Annotated in this window: 15 protein-coding genes and 1 tRNA gene; 6 read left to right on the forward strand and 10 right to left on the reverse strand. The window is 61.1% G+C overall.

Features of this window, described 5'->3' with window-relative positions; genetic code table 11:
* On the reverse strand, positions 1–746 hold a 746-nt coding region (gene cysE, locus NW860_RS10510; protein WP_414514074.1), incomplete at its 3' end, for a serine O-acetyltransferase.
* 444 nt (positions 747–1190) lie between these two features.
* Between cysE and grxD the strand changes: the two genes are divergently transcribed.
* From grxD to NW860_RS10525, 3 genes are read left to right on the forward strand one after another with little or no spacing between them, the layout of a single operon-like run.
* On the forward strand, positions 1191–1526 hold the full coding sequence (gene grxD, locus NW860_RS10515; protein ID WP_414393788.1) for a Grx4 family monothiol glutaredoxin: 336 nt from the start codon (positions 1191–1193) through the stop codon (positions 1524–1526).
* Positions 1527–1540: 14 nt separating this feature from the next.
* Entirely contained in the window at positions 1541–1843 is a 303-nt protein-coding gene (locus tag NW860_RS10520; protein ID WP_414514076.1) for a BolA family protein, read from the forward strand.
* A gap of 39 nt (positions 1844–1882) precedes the next feature.
* Positions 1883–2233 carry a phage holin family protein gene (locus tag NW860_RS10525; RefSeq protein WP_011429463.1) on the forward strand — a complete coding sequence of 117 codons (351 nt, stop codon included), beginning with the start codon at positions 1883–1885 and terminating at the stop codon, positions 2231–2233.
* A gap of 53 nt (positions 2234–2286) precedes the next feature.
* Here NW860_RS10525 and topA read toward each other — a convergent pair whose 3' ends face one another.
* On the reverse strand, positions 2287–4947 hold the full coding sequence (gene topA / locus NW860_RS10530) for a type I DNA topoisomerase (RefSeq protein WP_414514139.1): 2661 nt from the start codon (positions 4945–4947) through the stop codon (positions 2287–2289).
* 192 nt (positions 4948–5139) lie between these two features.
* Here topA and NW860_RS10535 point away from each other — a divergent pair, with 192 nt between their 5' ends.
* From NW860_RS10535 to NW860_RS10545, 3 genes are all read left to right on the forward strand, one after another.
* Positions 5140–5565 carry a VOC family protein gene (locus tag NW860_RS10535; RefSeq protein ID WP_414514079.1) on the forward strand — a complete coding sequence of 142 codons (426 nt, stop codon included), beginning with the start codon at positions 5140–5142 and terminating at the stop codon, positions 5563–5565.
* Between the two features lie 177 nt (positions 5566–5742).
* Positions 5743–5895 carry a photosystem II protein Y gene (locus NW860_RS10540; protein ID WP_414393370.1) on the forward strand — a complete coding sequence of 51 codons (153 nt, stop codon included), beginning with the start codon at positions 5743–5745 and terminating at the stop codon, positions 5893–5895.
* 29 nt (positions 5896–5924) lie between these two features.
* Complete coding sequence (locus NW860_RS10545; protein WP_414514081.1) at positions 5925–7040, forward strand: NAD(P)/FAD-dependent oxidoreductase; 1116 nt, start codon at positions 5925–5927, stop codon at positions 7038–7040.
* Between the two features lie 4 nt (positions 7041–7044).
* On the opposite strand, the gene NW860_RS10550 is transcribed toward NW860_RS10545, so the two are convergent.
* The 8 genes from NW860_RS10550 to NW860_RS10585 all read right to left on the reverse strand — a co-directional run bounded on the left by NW860_RS10550 (position 7045) and on the right by NW860_RS10585 (position 16772).
* Entirely contained in the window at positions 7045–8199 is a 1155-nt protein-coding gene (locus tag NW860_RS10550) for an FAD-binding oxidoreductase (RefSeq protein ID WP_414514082.1), read from the reverse strand.
* 34 nt (positions 8200–8233) lie between these two features.
* Positions 8234–9646 carry a cytochrome c biogenesis protein gene (locus NW860_RS10555; RefSeq protein ID WP_414514084.1) on the reverse strand — a complete coding sequence of 471 codons (1413 nt, stop codon included), beginning with the start codon at positions 9644–9646 and terminating at the stop codon, positions 8234–8236.
* 10 nt (positions 9647–9656) lie between these two features.
* Positions 9657–10394, reverse strand: coding sequence for a cytochrome c biogenesis protein CcdA (locus tag NW860_RS10560; RefSeq protein WP_414514086.1), 738 nt, complete (start codon positions 10392–10394; stop codon positions 9657–9659).
* 108 nt (positions 10395–10502) lie between these two features.
* Positions 10503–11021 carry an inorganic diphosphatase gene (locus NW860_RS10565; RefSeq protein ID WP_414393789.1) on the reverse strand — a complete coding sequence of 173 codons (519 nt, stop codon included), beginning with the start codon at positions 11019–11021 and terminating at the stop codon, positions 10503–10505.
* An 82-nt stretch (positions 11022–11103) separates the two neighbouring features.
* Positions 11104–11175: transfer RNA gene (locus tag NW860_RS10570), tRNA-Asn, on the reverse strand.
* A gap of 47 nt (positions 11176–11222) precedes the next feature.
* Positions 11223–13052 carry a proline--tRNA ligase gene (locus tag NW860_RS10575; protein ID WP_414514088.1) on the reverse strand — a complete coding sequence of 610 codons (1830 nt, stop codon included), beginning with the start codon at positions 13050–13052 and terminating at the stop codon, positions 11223–11225.
* A 90-nt stretch (positions 13053–13142) separates the two neighbouring features.
* Positions 13143–16151, reverse strand: a complete 3009-nt coding sequence (gene infB / locus NW860_RS10580) for a translation initiation factor IF-2 (RefSeq protein WP_414514090.1) — start codon at positions 16149–16151, stop codon at positions 13143–13145.
* A 300-nt stretch (positions 16152–16451) separates the two neighbouring features.
* Positions 16452–16772: a YlxR family protein gene (locus NW860_RS10585; RefSeq protein WP_414393383.1), complete on the reverse strand. Its 321-nt coding sequence runs from the start codon at positions 16770–16772 to the stop codon at positions 16452–16454.
* Positions 16773–16968 lie beyond the last annotated feature (196 nt).

Consider the following 16968-nt stretch of genomic DNA (forward strand, 5'->3'; position numbering starts at 1 on the left):
TCCCGCTCTTGCTTGAGGTGGGCTACCTCGGCTTCCAGCTCTTGAATGCGGTGCAGCAACTGCTCAATTGCCCGTCCTACCGGGTCGGGCATGAGGTGGTGGTCGAGGTCAATGCCGTGGGCGGGGATGCGGCGCTGATGGGGTGGGAGGACTGCCCGGCCTGGGATCCCAACCACCGTCATCCCAGGGGGCACATCGTGAATCACGACGGCGTTGGCTCCAATGCGGGCTCTGGCGCCAATGCGGACTGGGCCAAGGATTTTCGCTCCTGTGCCTACGATTACCCCGTCTTCCAGGGTAGGATGCCGTTTGCCCTTTGTCCAAGAGGTGCCCCCCAAGGTAACGCCGTGATAGATGGTAACATCGTCGCCAATTTCCGCAGTCTCGCCGATGACCACGCCGCAGCCATGGTCGATGAAAAAGCGCCGTCCAATCCGGGCTGCTGGGTGAATTTCAATCAAGGTGAGGGAGCGGGAAATAGAACTGATCAGCCGGGCCAGCAAGAAGCAGCGCCGCTGCCACAGCCAATGGGCGATGCGGTGCAGAAACAAGGCATGGACGCCTGGGTAGGTGAGGAGGACCTCCCAGCGGTTGCGAGCTGCCGGATCCCGCTCAAAGACACAGTCGACATCTTCCCAAAATTGCTGCCAGAACCCCAGCTTTGGCTTTGGCTGGCTGGAGGGGGGAGCCTCACCTCTGTCTAGTTGGGAGCTTTCTGCCGCCGACTGCTTGGCCTCAGTCAGCATGAACGGTCTCCGATAGGGAACCTCCACTTCTCCCCTTCTAGCACTTTTTGTTGCCAGTGGGAGGGATCCCTGGCAGCCTACACCTGTTGACCAAGAAAACTGGGTTCAAGCCCCGCCCTTAAGGCCTCCGGCCCGAAGAGCGCGAGAGGGCGGCTTTTGCTAGAATGCGAGAATTGCTCCACCCATTCATAGGAGGGTGCAGCGCACGGCTAAACGTATCTGGGCTTAGGCCCAGTAGTTGGGGCTATGGCATCCCCCATAGGGTTGAGGTTTAAGCCTCATGCTCTTTCGCCTACGGCGGCGCGGAGCGCTTTGTAGCTCAGCCAGTAGGAGGCATCCTGCTGTCTGAGAAAGAATCCCTGCCCCAAAGGGCAGGGAGAATGTCAAGCCACCTAGAAGTGAACGAAAATGAGATCACGGCTAGTGCTTAACTTGCAGGCGGCTATGCTAGACCCTCTTTTGGAAGAGAAAATCCGCGAGCAAATTCGCACCCACAAGGTGCTGATCTACATGAAGGGCACCCCGGAAATGCCCATGTGTGGGTTTTCCTACACAGCTGTGCGCATTTTGGACAGCTTGGGCTTCCCCTACACAGCCATTAACGTGCTCGAGGATCCGGAACTTCGGCAAGGGATCAAAGAGTTTTCCAACTGGCCAACCCTCCCACAAATCTATATCAACGGGGAGTTCATTGGCGGCTGTGACATTCTCCAGGAGATGCATGCCCGCAACGAGCTGCGCCCCCTGGTGGAAGCCGCCTTTGCCAAGGCTGATCCTTAACCTTGAGGGATCCCATGCTCACCTTGGATGGCCTGCGGCAGCTCCTGGCTGAAAAGCTGCAAGCTCTCTACGTCCACGTGGAGGACGAGTCGCACCGCCATGCTGGCCATAGGGGACGGCACCAGGGAGTGGGAGGACACTACCGCGTACAGGTGGTGTCGCCTCTTTTTACTGGCAAAACGCTTTTGCAGCGCCATCGCCTAGTGTACGCCGCCCTAGCCGAGCAGATGGGGCAGAGCATCCATGCCTTGGCCCTGCAAACGTACAGTCCCGAGGAGCTGCCGGCCTCCGAGATGTCTCACATTGAAATAGCATAGAGGGCGAAACGGCTACCCCAGCGAGGGAAGGGAGAAGGTATGGCAGCTCTTTTAGCCACCTGGCTGATGTCGGCCTTGAGCGTGATGATCTTGGCTTGGCTTTTGCCTGGGATCCACGTCTCCGGGTTTGGAGGCGCCTTGGTAGCGGCGCTAGCCATTGGTTTGGTGAATAGCTTGGTGAAGCCACTCCTGCAGTTGATTACCCTACCGCTTACGATCTTCACTTTTGGTCTGTTTTCCCTAATTTTGAACGCCATTTGCTTGCTCATTGCCGACAAGCTTGCCGGTGACGCCTTCAAGGTTGACAACTTCGGCTGGGCACTGGTTGGGGCAATTGCCCTCTCCATCATTAGCAGCTTGGTTCGGAGCATTTTTGAACAAGCTGCTTAGTTTCCTTGCAGAACAAGCCGAGTTAGCCAGCAAGTTGCCCCTACCCCCACCGCTCAAGCCCGAGCTTTGGGGACAGCCTCCAGCAGGGTGGGAGGGGATTGTTGCTTCTGGGGAGCAGCTTCAGCCTTCTTGGCCCGCTTGGCCGCCGCTGGTCGGCTGGCTTTTGCCTGGCCCTTGCCCTCTTTTTCTGCCAGCAGTTCCAGAGCCATCTCCAGGGTCACGGCTGCAGGGGAGAGATCTTTGGGCAGCGAGGCGTTGACTTTGCCGTGCTTGACGTAGAGCCCATAGGGGCCGTCGTGGAGAGTTACGGGCTTGCCATCCTCGGGGTGGGATCCCAGCTCGCCTAGGGGTTTGGCCGAGGCGCGACTGCGGCTCTTTTTGGGCTGGGCCAACAGCTCCAGGGCCCGCTCCAAGCTAATGGTCAGGACATTCTCATCGGGGGGCAGCGAGCGAAACTCCCCGTCGCAAGCCACGTAGGGGCCGAAGCGGCCAATACCGGCCTGCACCTTTTTCCCCGATTTGGGGTGTTCGCCCAACGTACGGGGTAGGCTGAGCAACCCCAGGGCAATCTCTGGAGTGACGTCCTCCGGCTTTAGCCCTTTGGGCAGGGAGACGCGCTTAGGCTTTTGGTTTTCCTCAGAAACTTCCCCCAACTGCACATAGGGTCCGTAGGGGCCCTGCGGGATCACATAGATCGGCTCTTGGGTCTCTGGGTGGAAGGCGATGGGCTTGGGGCCTTCCTGCTTGCGCCGGATAAGCTCCTCGATGTGTTCAAGGGTCAAGTCGGCAGGGGGAATATCCTCAGGTAGGTTGGCACGTACCTCTCCTGCTTCGGTTTCGACCACCACATAGGGTCCGTAGGGGCCAATACCAATCTTGGCGGGCAGGTTTTCTAGGTGAATGGAGCGAGCCAGGTTGGGGTCAATTTCTAGCTCCCGTGCCTTCACTTGCCCCTCAAGGCCCTGCTCACCCAGGAAGAAGTGGCGCAAATAGGGCAGCCACTCTGCCTGGCCGGAGGCGATGTCGTCCAGGGTTTGCTCCATCTCGGCAGTGAAGTGGACGTTGACGAGGTTGGGGAAGTATTTTTCCAGCAGCTCGGTAACGGCAAAGGCCGTGTAGGTGGGCACAAGGGCGCTTCCCATCAACCTCACGTAGCCCCGACTCTGGATGGTACTCAGGATGGTGGCATAGGTGCTGGGCCGGCCAATGCCCTCCTTTTCCAACACCTTCACCAGGGAGGCTTCGGTGTAGCGGGGCGGAGGTTGGGTTTCATGAACCACCGGCTCCAGCCGCAGGCAGTCCACTTGCTCCCCTACCTGCAGCAGGGGCAGGTGCACCTCTTGATCTTCCAAAGCCGCCTCTGGGTCGTCGGATCCCTCTACGTAGGCGCGGAAGAAGCCGGGGAAGTCAATGCGCTTGCCGCTGGCCCGGAATACCGCCTCGTCGACTGTAATGAGCACAACCGTGTGGGTTTGCCGCGCCTCAGCCATTTGGCTAGCGACGGTACGCTTCCAGATGAGGTCGTAGAGGGCCAGCTCCTGCCCCGTGAGCGGGGTTTGGCTGGGCAGGCGAAACTCCGAGCCAGCAGGGCGAATGGCCTCGTGGGCTTCTTGGGCCCCTTTGGTTGTAGTGGTGTACTGCCGCGGCTCAGGGCTGAGGTACTCCTTGCCGTACATCGCCTCCACGCAGGCGCGGGCAGCACGGATGGCCTGCTCTGACAAATGCACCGAGTCGGTGCGCATGTAGGTGATGTAGCCCTCCTCGTAGAGCTTTTGGGCAATGCGCATCGTCTGCTGGGCTGACAGGCGCAGCTTGCGGTTGGCCTCTTGTTGCAGCGTGGAGGTGGTGAAGGGAGGGGCGGGCTTGCGGATGGAGGGGCGCTCTTCTACAGAGCTGACCACCCAGACTTTCCCCACTAAGCGCTCCCGCAGGGACTCCGCCTGGGCTTGATCCAAGAGCACTACCTCTCGCCCGGCTATCAGCTGCCCCGTGCTGGGATCGAAGTCTTGTCCACTGGCTAGCCGCTTGCCACCCAGGCTCACCAGCTCTGCCGGGAAAACCGTTGCTGAACCAGCGCCCTTTGACTGCAGCTCTGCTCGGAGATCCCAGTAGAAGGCTTTCTTGAAGGCCCGCCGCTCCCGCTCCCGATCCACCAAGAGCTTAACCGCCACCGACTGCACCCGCCCGGCTGAGAGCTTGGGGCCAATCTTTTTCCACAGCAGCGGCGACAGAGTGTAGCCCACCAGGCGATCCAGGATGCGGCGGGTCTCTTGGGCCCGCACCAGCTGCTCGTTCACCTCGCGACAATTTTGCAGGGCCTCCTGAATGGCCTCGCGGGTGATCTCGTGGAACACCATGCGGCGGGTAGGCACCTTGGGCTGCAACACCTGTTGCAGGTGCCAACTGATGCTTTCTCCCTCCCGGTCTTCGTCGGTGGCCAGGATCAGCTCATCTGCTTTCTTGAGCGCCTCCTTCAGCTCCTTGACCACCTTTCTTTTGTCTTTGGGGATCACGTAGAGAGGCTCGAAGTTAGCGTGGACATTGACCCCTAGGCGGCTCCACTCTTGATCCTTCACCTCCTCGGGAATGTCGGCAGCCGACTCGGGCAGATCGCGCACATGCCCCATTGAGGCCTGCACCTCATAGTCGGCGGGCAAGAAGCTGCGGATGGTACGAGCTTTGGTAGGAGATTCAACAATGACCAGCTTGGGCATGATGAGGTCTAAAAAGACTGACTGCGGCTGCCGCGCCCCCCACTTTTGGCGGGCTAGGGCGTGCTGTAAGAGTTGCTCAAGAGTTAGGGACTCTTCTCTGGAGCGTAGCAAGTCTGTCTGCGCTTGACTAGGCAGCTTTCGCTAGGCCTCCTCCTGAGACTCCAGTTGCCAGATCTGGGGACACTCCTGACCATGCACCACCTTTCAATTCGCACCGCCGATATCTTCCGCTCCATGGCCTTCTACGAGAGGCTGGGCTTTAAGGTGGAAGAACGGTTCACTGCCGGGATCACTTTGGCCTGCTGGATGCGCGGTCCCTGGGGCCGCCTGGAGCTGATTCAGGTACCCCAGCCCCACCCTGCCCCCGATCCCTTTGGGGATCCCCACTATGTGGGCTACTACCACCCCTCTTTTGAGGTGGGCCCCGAATGGGGATCCCTGGCCACCTACCTAGAGCATTTACAAGCGCAAGGGCCCCTAACCGTGGTGTTGCCGCCTCAATGCCAGAAAATTGGGTCTCAAACCTACGAGGTGGCTTTCATTGCCGATCCCGATGGCCTGCCGATCGAGCTTATCCGTCCGCAGGGATCCCTAGCGTCAAAAGCGGAGCCGGCTTAACCAAGGCTGCCGCCAGCTAAGGCCCAGGGCCCAAGGAGCGCAAGCAGGCTTCAGCGCCATAGAGGAGGTGTTGCCCAGCGCACCCTTGAAAGCATCCCCGCCCTTGGGGGCTGGGGGGAATGTCAATTGGGTTTATCCTGGACGTAGGTTGTGTTGCCCTTGGAGAGGATAAGGCTTATGGAGATGGATCTCCGTCCCCTGCTCATTCTGGCTCCTGTTGTTTTAGCTGTAAGCTGGGCCGCTTACAACATCATCAAGGCTGCCATCAAGGGGGAAGCCAAGCTCTTTGGCGAGAGGGGTAACAACCCCTTTGGCAAGAGCAACAGCTAGGATCCGTTGGCAGCTCCTAGACTCCCTGTATGTCGGACGCAAATCCCCCAGAGGCAGGGCCGTCGTCTGCGCTGGCTGACCGGAAGTCAGCGGATGTCATTGTTGTCGGAGCAGGGGTGGCCGGCTTAACCTGCGCACGGCAACTGTTGCGGGCAGGGCTGCAGGTTCTGGTACTGGAGAAATCGGCAGGCCTTGGCGGGCGCATGGCCACTCGACGGGTTCAGCACGCTGGACAGACAGTGCCCGTAGATCACGGAGCGCAGTACCTGACTGCCAATTCCGATGGCTTCTATCGCTGGGTCAGGGAGCTCCTGGGCCTAGGACTGCTGAGGGAGTGGACTCGTTCCTTGCATCTGCTGGATCAGGAAGGGCTGCACCTAGAAAATGCCAACGACCAGAAGCCGCGCTATGTCTCTCCCCAGGGCATGACGGCGCTGGCTAAGCAGCTAGCTGCTCCCCTAGCGGTTTACACCCAAACTCGGGTAGTGGGCCTCGAGCCCCAGCCAACCAGTTGGCAAGTGCAAGCCGAAGATGGCCAGTGCTACGAGGCTGCGGCCCTGGTGATGGCCATCCCCGCTCCCCAGTTGCTGCCTTTGCTGCGAGGAAAGATTGCTCCTGGGGACAACCTGTTATCCCTTTTGGAATCCGCTGCCTACCAGCCTTGCGTTGCCGTGTTGGCCAGCTACGCCGAAGACACGCCGCTGCCCCCCTGGAAAGGGATCAAGGGTTTGGACGATCCCCTATTGGCTTGGGTGGCCCTAGACAGCAGCAAGCGGCCCCAGCCCCTGCCGCCGCTGGTGGTTTTGCACGGGGGAGCGGAGTGGTCGTCGCTGTATCTCGAGGCCGCGCCTGAGGAGCTGGAAAAGGCCGGTCGAGAGCTGCTGGCCCATGCCGCCCAGCGCTTGGGATCCTGGCTGGCCTCGCCGCAGTGGATCCAGGTTCACCGCTGGCGCTACGCTCTTCCTGGGGAGGCGATAGGTCTAGCCAGCCTTGGCACCTACGTTCCTACGGGTTCCGGCAAGAGACTCCCCCTGGTGTGCGCTGGCGATTGGTGCGCTGGAGGTCGCGTAGAAGGGGCCTGGCTCTCTGGCCAAGATGCTGCTAGAACCTTGCTGGAGATGTTGGGGAGGGGAGGGCGCTCCTAAGCAGTTAGACTAAACGGGGGCCGAAAATTCCAGCCGGGTCAAACTGCTGCTTCAGCCTCTGCATCAAGGTTGCTGTCGGGCCAAAGTTGGGGGCTAGGGCGGTTTTTAGAGCCGGCGGCGCCTCCAAGAGCACAAGAAACCCCCCCGCAGCCTGGAGATGGCACTGCAGTTGCAGCAGAGATCCCTGCTCAGGCTGAGGGATCCAGGCTCGCCCCAATCCGCAGCCGCGGTGCAGTTGCACCTGGGCGCTAGGGAAAAGGGATTGGAACTGCTCCAGAGTTGCCAGGCTTTGGCTGGGCGGGCAGCCAAACTTGGCCAACACCATCCCCGAACGGGGCAAGGGCAGAGGCGGAGCCCCAGGCCTTACCTCTTGCCAGCTCAATCCTGCAGGAGCTAGCCGCTGCACCAGAGCCGTCTGTTGGGCAACTACCCGCTCCGAGCCGTGGAAGTGGATCCAGAGCTGGGATCCCTCCCCCCTTAGCCAGAGATCCACCCCCGCTGGGCTGACCGGCGCATTCAGCACCTGCCGAGCCAGGACCTCCAAGTCGGCCAGGGCTCCTGTGGCCAGCAAGGTTGCTTGGGCCGCCGGCAAAGGATAGAGCCGCAGGGTTACCTGCGTCAGGATCCCCAAACTGCCCAGGGATCCAGTAAACAACCTCGTCAGGTTGTAACCGGCTACGTTCTTAACCACCCGTCCCCCCGCCTTAGCCACCTCCCCGTCGGCCCGCACCCAGGTGATGCCCAGCACGAGGTCGCCAATGCTGCCGTAGCGCCAGCGCAGCGAGCCCGTATCGGCGGTGGCGATAATGCCGCCCACTGTGGCCCAGTCAGGGTAAAGGGGATCCACCGGCCACCATTGCCCTTGCTCGGCCAGGATCTGCTGCAGCTCCGCCAAGGTCATGCCGGCCTCTACTGTTACGGTCAGGTCGGCAGCCGCATGGTCAATGAGGCGGCGCAGCCCCCGGGTGGAGAGGATGAGATCCACTGTTTCCAGGCAAGGGGCCCATCCCCACTTGCTCCCCTGCCCCAGCGGCAGCACCTTCCGCCCCTGGCACTCCCTGAGGATTTGAGCCAGTTCCGCAACGGTCGAGGGAGTTTGGATGGGGATAGCAGTGGCTTGGCTGGAAAGAAAAGCCGCCAGCGCAGGAGAAAAAGCCATAGTTGCCCCAAGACTTCTTTTGTAGGCAGAGAGCCTAGAGGCTGGCCTCGGCAGGGCGAGACTCTTTCTCCCCAGAAGGAAAGGAGGCAAGCCTTTGCTGCTCCACCAGGCGGGCAAACTCCTGCTCGAAGGTCACTAGGGCGCGGTTGGTTTTGCCCCCTAGGTAGAGTCCTGCCTCCGTCTCCAGGGCCCAAACCTGGCTGTAGCTGAAATAGCTCATCACCACTCCCAGCATCAGCAGCCCAAACCCAAGGTAGACAAGGGGGATCCCTGGATCCGATTTAATCTGCAAGCCGGTTGCACCGATAACCTCATCCAGGTGCAGGGTAAGGCGGTTGGGGAAGCGCTGCGGGGCAACTTCGTCGAGAGCTAGACTCATGCCCTGGCGCAGGGATCCTATCCACTGGCCCTCGGTGTCGTAGAGGAGAGCTGTCCCCTGCAGATCCGGCAGCAACAGCGTCAGGCCCTCGCTAAGATCCGGCCGGGTGGGGATAAAAGCGCCCCAGAGCTTGTTGCCCGCCTGGTTGGGCACCCGCACCACTGGGATCTGGAAGGGGGGGCTGTTGTTGAGGCGGATGCGGATGCTATCGATGCTCCAGTCGGCCTGGTAGAGGGTCACACCCTGGTAGGAGAGGGGATGGTTGACAGAGAGGGTCTGGCGTTTGACCTCCTGGCCCCCCTCCAGAATGGAGAGGTCAGAATAAAACTGCTTCACCCGCCCGTCGGGAGCATAGTCAATCCAGAAGCGGTTGACCCGAATCTGCCAGGTGGGCAGACGAGCCAGATCCCCTGCGCCGGTGATGTGTTCAATGGCGGCAACCCCGCCGCTGGGGATCAGCTCCTGGGCCTTGAAGCCAGCAAGGCTGCCCCAGATGGCCCCCAACAGGATGAGCAGCAGGCTGACGTGCACCAGGATGGGGCCGAACCGCCCAATCAACCCCTTGCGGGCATAGAGGCAGGATCCCTCCTGAAACACAGCGTAGCCCCCTTGGCGCAGCCGCTGCGGCAATCCTTGCAGGGATTGCTTGGGCAGATAGGTCCAAAAGGGCAGCCGCTGGAAGGCAGGGGGGCGGGTGAGGTAGCTCCAGCGACGGGCCGCCTTGAGCATCGGCCATTGGCGCGTGAGAGAACAGGCAGCCAGGCTGCTGCCAAGTAGGATCAAAAGAGCCAGAAACCAAGGGGTGCGATAGACGTGATCCAGCCCCAGCTTGAGGATCAGCCGCCAGGTGAGAAAGCCAAACAGGGCCGGCTGCTCAGGGTAGTGGGCCTGATAGAAGGCCACCGTTTCCTCTTGCTCGATTACCGTGCCGATGGCACTGAAAACAGCAATTGCCAAGAGAAGGCCGATGGCTAGCCGCAAATCCGCCAGCAGCGGCAGCAGTTCATGGCGCAGATAGCGCCGCAGGGGGGAAAGCCACCGCGCCAGCAGGGCAGAATCCTTGGACATACAAGCTCCCCTAGGTCCAAGCCGAGAGGATGGTGACGGTGCCGAACCCCACCAGCACCAGGCCACTGGCATAGGTAAGCCAGCCCGACCAGCGCCGCAGGGCCAGCAGTTGCTTAATCGCGCCGGTAAACACCCCCGCCAACAGCAGCGGCAAGACCAGCCCCAGGGCGTAGGTCAGCAGTAGCCCACCCCCCACCCAGGGCTGCCCTGTGGTGGAGACCCAGCCTAGCAAGGCCACCAAAACTGGTGTACTGCAGGGAGAGGCTGCTAGACCAAAGGTGGATCCCAGCAACACCGACCGGCCTAGTCTGGGCCACTCGCCAGGGATCTCCAACCCGTTAAACCAACTGGGAAAGCGCAAGGGGATGACCTCCAGCAAGTTCAGGCCCATGAGGATGGCGAGCCCGCCCGCTACTAGGGATCCAAAGGGGGTGGTTTGTCCGTAAACCCGGCCTAGCAAGGCTGCTCCCAAGCCCAGCAGGCTGAGGGTCAAAGCCAGACCAACGGCAAAGCCCAGGGATTGCACCCAGACCTGCCGGCGCACCTCTCCGGCCGCTGCGGGGGCGCTGGGAGTGTAGCCGCCGATGTAGCCGATGGTTACCGGCACCATGGAGAGCATACAGGGGGAGAGGCTGGTAACCAGACCTGCTAGACCCACTGCCAGCAGGCTCAGGGGAGAAAGGTGCTGCAATTGACCTTGAACCAGCTCCGCTGCCCACTGCTCCAGGTGGTAAAGGATATCCGCCATAGAAGAAGCCGTCGCGTCTAAACCTAGGCTAGCTCAAAGAACCTGGAGAACTTGACGCCGGCTGGGCAGCGCCCTCAGCGGCAGCTCTAGCCTGGAAAGCCTGGGGAGCTACTTGGGCTGTTGGCAGGCGGCAATGCTGCTGGCGATAACGGCCTCGGTTTCGGCCAGGCCTTTCCAGCCCAGAATCTGGGTTTCTTTCTTCTCCAAGCGCTTGTAGGTGGCAAAAAACTCGGCAATCTCGTCCAGGCGGTGCTGGGCAATATCTTCCAACTTGGTTACAGAAGCGTAGCGAGGATCCTTAGCCGGCACACACAGCAACTTCTCATCCGGCTCCCCCGCGTCGATCATCTGCAGCATGCCCAGCGGGCGCACCGCAATCACACACCCCGGAAAGGTCGGCTGATCCATGATCACCAGGCCATCCAAGGGATCCCCGTCCCCTGCCCGCGTGTTGGGCACAAAGCCGTAGTCGTAGGGGTACTGCACCGAGGAGTAGAGCACCCGGTCTAGGATCATCACGCCCATCTCTTTGTCAAACTCGTACTTGTTCTTACTGCCGCCAGGGATCTCGATCAAAAGGTTGAGCAGGCCTGGCTCTGGTTGGGCAGGGATCCGCGACAGGTCGATCACAGCCAATACCCTCGGAAGACGTGACGGAGAAACAGCCAGAGGGCATTATACCCCCTGGCTTGAGATTTCAGCTAGCAAGCTCCTCGGGCAAGATTCGAACTTGCGACCAATCGGTTAACAGCCGACCGCTCTACCGCTGAGCTACCGAGGATCGAGACATATCCCATCATAGGGAAAAAACCGCTGCAAGGCAACTCCTCAGTCGGGCACCGCTAGAGCAGCAGCAAGGCGCTCTTTCAGGGTAGCCACCACCGCTTCGATGGGAAGATCCACGGCCTGACCGGTGGCCCGTTCCGCCAATTCCACCTTGCCCTGCTTGAGGCTGCGCCCCGTAGTCAGGCGATAGGGGATCCCGATGAGATCGGCATCTTTAAACTTGACGCCGGCTCGCTCATCTCGGTCGTCCCAGAGGGTTTCGATACCGGCAGCGTCCAGCTCTTGCACCAATTTTTCTGCCACCTGCATCTGCTCCGGGTCAGCAGTGTTGGGCACTACCACCACCACGTGGTAGGGGGCAATGGCCACCGGCCAGATGATGCCGTTGGCGTCATGGGACTGTTCCACCGCCGCCTGGGCTAGTCGCGATACCCCAATGCCATAGCAGCCCATCCACAGCGGCTGCTCAACGCCGTGCTCGTCGGCAAAGGTAGCCCGCAGCGGCAGCGAGAACTTGAGGCCCAACTGGAAGATATGGCCAACCTCAATGCCCCTTGCCCCCTGGAGCACCTGGTCAGGGTTGAATAGACAGCGATCTCCTGGTTGGGCTTTGCGCACGTCAACCACCTCCGGCAAGGGGTACTGCTCCCCCCAGTTGGCTCCCACCACGTGTCGCCCCACCTGGTTGCTGCCAGTTACAAAGTTCTTCAGCGAGGCTGCTGTCTGGTCAGCTAGGCGCAAAATCTTGGGGGCAAAGTGTTCCTGCGGGCCCAGGCAGCTATCGGGCAGGTCAGGGGCAATGTAGCCCACGGGAACCGGATCCCCTTGCCAGCTTTTTTGGATCTCAGCACCTGCCAAAGTGAGTTTGAGCAGCTTCTTGGCTTGGTAGCGCTCCGCCAGACGGTTGAGGTGGTTGGCCAACTTCACTTCATTGACCTCTTGATCCCCGCGGATGCTGAGCAAAACCACCACCCGCAGGCCGTTGTCGTAAAGGGCCTGGTAGAGCACATTCTTGACGATCAAAGTGGGGGAGATCTTCAAGAAAGCCGCCAGCTTCTCGATGGTTTCCGTTCCCGGCGTATCCAGAACCTGGAAGGCTGTGTAGGGAGACTCGGCTGCCGGCGGCGGAAGGGAGACGGCTTTCTCCACATTGGCAGCATAGGAGCCATCGGGGGTGTAGAGGATCTCGTCTTCCCCGGCAGAAGCCAGCACCATGAACTCCTGGGACATTGCCGAGGGCCCGCCAATGGCGCCAGCATCGGCCTCCACCACGCGAAACTGTAGCCCGCAGCGACGCAGGATGCGGCTGTAGGCGCGGTACATATCCTGGTAGGTCTGGCGCAGGCTCTCTTCAGTGGCGTGGAAGGAGTAGGCGTCTTTCATGAGGAATTCCCGGCCCCGCAGCAAGCCAAAGCGAGGTCGGATCTCGTCGCGGAACTTGGTCTGGATTTGATAGAGGATTTGCGGCAACTGGCGATAGGAGCGGATGAGATCCCGGGCCAGCAGGGTAATCACCTCTTCGTGGGTGGGGCCCAGGGCCAGCTCGCGCCCCTGGCGGTCTTCGAGGGCAAACATGATCCCTTCTGCCTGGGTATATACCTCCCAGCGGCCCGACTCCCGCCAGATCTCCGCTGGCTGCAACTGGGGCAAGAGACACTCCTGGGCCCCAATGGCGTTCATCTCTTCCCGAATGATGTTCGAGATCTTCTGCAGCACCCGCCAGAGCAGGGGCAGATAGGTGTAGATCCCGGAGGAGAGCCGCCGGATAAAGCCGCCTCGCAGCAGCAGCTTGTGGCTGGCCAGCTCTGCTTCGGCAGGATCCTCCCGCAGGGTTACAAACAACATCTGACTCAATCGCTGGCTCCGTTGCATTCCTCCTTTCCCCTTGACAACTGCCTCCAGTGTTCTCAAGCAAGTCCTCCCCCTGGGAGGGATCCCAGAGACTCTAGGCCGCCCAAATGACTAGGCAGGCGCTAGGGTCCGCCGCTTGGTAACCATCTGGTAGACCTCGATAATGTCCCCTTCTTGCCAGGCGTCGAACTTCTCGATGGCGATCCCACACTCGAAGCCGGCAGTTACCTCCCGCACGTCGTCCTTGAAGCGTCTGAGAGAGTCGAGGCGCCCCTCGTAGACTACCTCTCCTTTGCGGCGAACCCGCACCAGGGCATTGCGCTGCACTTTGCCGGAGAGCACGTAGCTGCCGGCAACGGTGCCGCGGCTGATGGGGATGACTTTGCGCACTTCCGCCTGGCCCAGCGGCTCTTCTACCTCCTCCGGCTCCAGCAGGCCTTCCATGGCTGCCCGCAGGTCGTCCAGCAGGTTGTAGATGATGTCGTATTCGCGCACATCGACCCCCTTCTCGTCGGCAGCCCGCCGCGCGCCAGGGGCAAAGGTGGTGTTAAAGCCCAAGATAATGGCGTCGCTGGCTGCTGCCAGATCCACGTCAGTCTCGGTGATCTCCCCAGGAGCTGCCAGAAGAACCCGCAGGCGCACTTCCTCTTGCGGCAGATCCTGCAGGGCCGTCTGGATGGCCTCGGCGGATCCCTGGACATCTGTTTTGAGGATCAGGTTCAACTCTTTGAGCTGGCCTTCCTGAGCCTGAGCTGAAATGCTAGCCAGGCTGACGCGGCGAGAGAGCGACGCCTGTTGCAAGCGGCTTTGCCGCAGCGCCTCCGCTCGCTCCTCAGCAATGCGGCGTGCTTCTTTCTCATCGCTGTAGACCTGGAACTCATCCCCTGCCGCCGGCACCTCCTCCAAGCCCAGCAGTTGTACCGCTGAAGAAGGCCCGGCCTCCTGTAGCCGTTGGCCACGGTCGTCCATCATTGCCTTGACGCGGCCAAACACTGCGCCCGCCACCAGCGTATCCCCCACCCGCAGGGTGCCGTTTTGCACCAATAGAGTGGCCACTGGCCCCCGCGCTTTGTCCAGGTGGGCCTCGATAACAGTGCCGCGAGCGGGACGATTGGGGTTGGCCTGCAGCTCCGCCACATCCGCTACCAACAGGATCATCTCAAGCAAGGCGTCTAGGTTGCGGCGGGTGAGAGCGCTGACCTGCACCATGGGCGTGTCGCCACCCCACTCCTCCGGCACCAGCCCATGCTCTGCCAGCTGCTGCTTGACGCGCTCCGGCTGGCTGCCGGGCTTGTCAATCTTGTTGATGGCCACAATGATGGGCACCTGGGCTGCCCGCGCATGGCTGATGGCCTCCAGCGTCTGCGGCTGCACCCCATCGTCGGCAGCCACCACCAGGACAGCGATGTCAGTAACGCTGGCACCGCGGGCGCGCATGGCCGTGAAGGCCTGGTGGCCAGGAGTATCCAGAAAAACAATGCGCCGCTTTTGGCCCTCAAAGTCTACATCCACGTGGTAGGCGCCAATGCGCTGGGTGATCCCACCGGCTTCTTGCTGGGCCACGTTAGTGTGGCGGATGGCATCGAGCAAAGTGGTTTTGCCGTGATCCACATGACCCATGATGGTGACCACCGGCGGACGGGGCACCAGGTGGTCAATGTCCTCCAGCTCAAGCATCTCGCTTTTCTTAGCTTTGGGCTCCGTCTCCGGCCGACGGATCTCATAGCCCAACTCTTTGGCCACCGTCTCAGCCAGCAACTCGTCTAAAACCTGGTTGATGGTTACCTTCACCCCCTTAAAGAAGAGGGTTTTGATGATCTCAGTTTCCGACACCCGCAGGCGCTGGGCTAGTTCCTGCACACTGAGGCTGCCCTCAAGAATCAGAACCTTCTCTTGCGGCGGCAATTCCGCCGTCTCCTCAGGGGGGCTAGTTTTAGCAGAGGTGGATAGCTGCGGGGAGCGCTCAGCAGCTGGCCGAGGGCGCGGGGTTGAAACAGCCGCTGTCGGCGGACGCTGGGCAGGGGGCTTGGCAGTGGGACGGGGCAAGGGCTGGATGGCGTTTAGCTGCGCTTGCTTGACGGTGGAGATCGCCGTCAGAGAATCCAAATCCAAGCCATCTCCATCTCCTTCCTCGCGTCTGCGTTTGCGCTTGCGCTCGGCCTGGCTGCGGCTGGATCGCCGTTCGAGGGCTTTTAGCTCCTCATCCTCCTCTTCTTCCACCGTCTTGCGCTTGACCTTGGGCGTGGCAGGCCGCCCAGGAGCCTCGACCAGCACGGGAGTGGAGATCCCTTCTGGCAAGGGGGGAGAGGATGCTGACTCGGCGGGAACCGCTTTAGCGGTAGGACGGGTGGGGGGCCCCACCAACTCCAGCCGCCGCTGGGGACGAGGAGCCTCCTCCACTTTGCTGGGGCTGTCTTCCTTTTTGGGAGCTGCTGGCTGGCGCTCGGGAGGACTGGCAGGGCGAACAGGTGGGCCCACAAGCTGGGGACGCGGTTGCTGGGCAGTTGGGGGAGGAGAAGCCTTCGCTTCTGCAGGACCAGGAGCAGGGCTGGGCTCGGAAGCCGCTTGAGGCGACTCGGGCCGTCGTGGAGGGGGGAGCACCGTTGGGCGCTTGGCCGCCGGAGCAGGGCCGGCCTGGGGGCTAGCTGCTTTGGCTACAGCCGGCTCAGGTCGAGCTGGAGGGGGCGTCAGCTGTGGTCTTGTCTCACCCACGCGAGCAACTGGTGGCTGCGGCGGGCTGACTGCAGGAGCCTCTTTTGGCGGAGGGATACGCTCAGGTCGCTGCAGCAGCGTTTTGGGAGGACTGGCTTCACCAGGGGGGGCTGGCTGCTGAGCAGGAGCAGGCCGGCGAATGCCAACAATAGCCTGAGGGCGCTCGCTCGCCTTGGCTTCCGCCGCCGGCTCGGCTGGCGAGCTTCCTTGCGGCTTGCTCCGCGGGCGAGGCGGTTTCACAATAGGGGACTTGCCCAGCTTGCTACGCACCAACTCAGCCTGCTCTAGGGAAATGGTGCTGCTGTGGCTCTTGAAAGGGATCCCCAACTGCTCACAAACCTCCAGCACCTCGCGATTGTCACGCCCCAGTTCGCGGGCAAGGTCGTACAGTCGAACTTTGTCGGTCATTCCTCTGCTTGCCTCTGCTCCTCTCTCCTTGTCAGTTTTACAGGGGTTGAATCAACCTCAATTAACGGATTGAGACTAAACCTGCTGCAGCATAATTCCAGGGGGAATCTAAGTCCAAAAGGGCCGGGGGGCATAGGCAACTAGGGCAGGAAGCAACACCGACAGTGCCTTTTTAGGATAGCCCTTCTACAGTTCCCAGAAGTTGGCCACGGCCAACCTCCCCCAGCCCCATTCTGACAGCTAAGAGGGGCTACCGTGTAGCTGGAACGGAGTGAACCCGGTACCTTGACCGATTCAGGGCTACTGAGGTTGCTCTGAGACTCGCCCTTCAGGGACTGATGTCTCCTGTAGGCTTTCTGCCTCAGAACTGCGCAGCAGTTCTTGCTCCAGCAGTTGCCACAGCGAGTCGGGCACCGGCGCCTTGAGGGCTCTACTCATCTGGTGCCTCCGCCGGGCTGCCTGCAAGCATTCTAGCCGGCGACATAGGTAGGCAGAACGACCCATGCCTCTGCCCAAAAGCACCTGGTGAGTGTCGTATTGCCTAACCAGCCGCCACAACTGGGAGCGGGGAAACAATTGGCGGCAGCCTACACAGCGCCGTAGAGGATCTGCGCCTGCCAAAGGATTTGCCTTGAGGAGCCTACTTGGCCTAGTCTACTTCAACTGGGGCAGCCGTGACTGCAGAAACTCGAAGAAAGATCCCGCCAGCCCTTGGCTGTTTCTTCCCGCAGGATGTCCATGGCCTCTTGAACGGTGAAGGCGCGCTTGTAGGGTCGCTCCGAGGTGAGGGCGTCGTAGATATCGACAATCTGGAAGA

It is taken from the genome of Synechococcus sp. F70.1 (assembly GCF_047502745.1).
In the GTDB taxonomy this organism is placed as follows: Bacteria; Cyanobacteriota; Cyanobacteriia; order Thermostichales; family Thermostichaceae; genus Thermostichus.